Origin of the sequence: Pseudomonas putida, assembly GCF_002906855.1 — a bacterium.
GTDB classification, from domain to species: domain Bacteria; phylum Pseudomonadota; class Gammaproteobacteria; order Pseudomonadales; family Pseudomonadaceae; genus Aquipseudomonas; species Aquipseudomonas putida_N.
In genome coordinates, this window is the sequence record NZ_MINI01000024.1 from 1 (window position 1) to 456 (window position 456).

At 53.5% G+C, this 456-nt stretch carries 1 rRNA gene; it reads right to left on the reverse strand.

Annotated features, from left to right (window positions below):
• Nucleotides 1-404: ribosomal RNA gene (locus BGP85_RS00275) — 16S ribosomal RNA — on the reverse strand; the annotation flags it as partial.
• Nucleotides 405-456: the final 52 nt, after the last annotated feature.

Here is a 456-nt window from a genome sequence, read left to right on the forward strand (position 1 = left end):
CACACACGCGGCATGGCTGGATCAGGCTTTCGCCCATTGTCCAATATTCCCCACTGCTGCCTCCCGTAGGAGTCTGGACCGTGTCTCAGTTCCAGTGTGACTGATCATCCTCTCAGACCAGTTACGGATCGTCGCCTTGGTGAGCCATTACCCCACCAACTAGCTAATCCGACCTAGGCTCATCTGATAGCGCAAGGCCCGAAGGTCCCCTGCTTTCTCCCGTAGGACGTATGCGGTATTAGCGTTCCTTTCGAAACGTTGTCCCCCACTACCAGGCAGATTCCTAGGCATTACTCACCCGTCCGCCGCTGAATCAAGGAGCAAGCTCCCGTCATCCGCTCGACTTGCATGTGTTAGGCCTGCCGCCAGCGTTCAATCTGAGCCATGATCAAACTCTTCAGTTCAATACTGCTTGGGTTTTTAAGAAACCCTAAACTTGGCTCAGCAATCTCAAAT